The sequence below is a fragment of the Rhodanobacter fulvus Jip2 genome, from assembly GCF_000264315.1.
GTDB lineage: Bacteria > Pseudomonadota > Gammaproteobacteria > Xanthomonadales > Rhodanobacteraceae > Rhodanobacter > Rhodanobacter fulvus.
In genome coordinates, this window is sequence record NZ_AJXU01000056.1 from 1 (window position 1) to 1,772 (window position 1,772).

Here is a 1,772-nt window from a genome sequence, read left to right on the forward strand (position 1 = left end):
AAAAAGCCGGACCACCTCAGGGACAATTTCCGATCGCAGTTGTGGCTTGGATGCGGCGGTGACGGGGTTCGCGCTCAAATTGTCCCTGGCACCTTTTGCCCAAAGTGTCGGGGGGGGGACAGGGCATCTGGCGGTGTGATGTTGCGGATGGATCTATCTACGGATACTGGGAAGCACCGAATATCGTTCTGGCATGGTTTGAACTAGGTATTGGTGATGCTCAGCCATCAGAACTCATCGTCCGCAAGTGGGCGCATTTTCATGTTGCCGTTCGCAACCGTGTAAAGCGTCAGTTCGTAGTGGGTATATTCAATGCCACCCGGAACCGAGGTTTCGGTTAGCTCAAAAGACGGGGAGCCGGACTTGGCTCCTGTGTCCAAATCTTGGTAGCGGACGTCGTACGTGCCGGCGCGAATCTTTTTCACCACAAATGACCCATGGGCCGGGACAAAGAACTGGCGAATCGGGAAGGCCTTGGCTCCCTGCGGAATCGAAACCACTTTGACGAATACGTCCCCTTCATTCTGACCATTGTCGATGGTGATTTCGGAATACCCATTGGTGTATTTCTGCGGCACACCTTTTATGTATCCCTCAGTGATCGGCCAGGACCTACCGTTCGGCGCCAAAACTGGACGGACGTATGGAGGCTTAGGCGGAGTGGAGGGCTTCTTGGCAAGTGCCTGCTGCAGGCTAAGTATTGTGGTCGAACTAGAAGCCGGCGTGCTTTGATTGCTGAAATCCACAGCGTTCGCCGGAGATTGGGAATCCGGCGGCGGCGTGGGTGTATAGGGCTGGTGCGACTTCGATGGACTGTTCTGCAAGTAGGAATAGTCCGGTGTGGTGCGGAAACTTGGGCTGTCCGGTCGCAGCGCGAAGAACGCAACAGCGGCCACCACGGCAGTCAGGATACCCGTCTGGACGAAGAACGGCCGACGACCCAAGGCCCACGTGTCTTTCAGTTGAGGCGTTCGGGAAGCCGATGGGAACGAGGCAATGAAGGCATCGAGCTGAGCGCGAAGTCGCGCGGTTTCGTCATCCTTACCCGGCGATACCTTGAGGGCCAGCGCCAACGCCTGTTCGGCGACGGCACGGGCCACGTCCATCTGACCAGCTGCAGCGAAATACCAAGCTTGGTGCGCCGGTACGCGCGCGTTGATGTCCGCCGGACGCTTGCCACCCGTTAGGTTGGTAAAGATGGCTTGGAGGCCGTAAATGGGGCCCCAAGGGAATCCCCACCAAGCCAAAGCCCAAGTGAAGGCGGTCGCCTTGAGGCATTCCTTTTCGGCACATGTGCTGCAATAGATGCCCTGAATCGCCTCGCGTCGGGTCATGACGATGAAACTGTAGACGCGATAGAAGATGACGTAGCGCGGCTGGGCGGAGACCTTGTTGCAGACCGAGCATCTAATGGGATCGGGTGCCGCCCGGCGCGAAGCGCTGGGACTCGCGGTGTCCGACGTCTCAACGGTGGAAGTGTCGTAGCGAGCGCGGGACTCAGGATCGCCCAACACGCTGAACGCGTGATTGACCAGCTGGAATAGAGTCGTTGCATTCGGGAGTTTGCACCGGTCAGGGTGGTACTCCATCGCCTTGCGACGGAACGCAGTCTTGATGTCAGCAGCGCTGGCGCTGGAAGCCACCGACGTCCCCCCACTTTTGAGTAGCACCGCGGTTTGGAGTCCAATCCCCCATCCGAAGGAGATTGGACGTGAAGAAGCGGTTTACCGAAGAGCAGATCATCGGCTTCCTGCGTGAGGCGGAGGCCGGCA

1 protein-coding gene is annotated in these 1,772 nt (G+C 58.3%); it reads right to left on the minus strand.

Going from position 1 to position 1,772, the window contains the following annotated elements:
* Positions 1-227: 227 nt before the first annotated feature.
* Positions 228-1,643: a J domain-containing protein gene (locus UU9_RS17370; protein ID WP_202799829.1), complete on the minus strand. Its 1,416-nt coding sequence runs from the start codon at positions 1,641-1,643 to the stop codon at positions 228-230.
* Between the last annotated feature and the right edge of the window lie 129 nt (positions 1,644-1,772).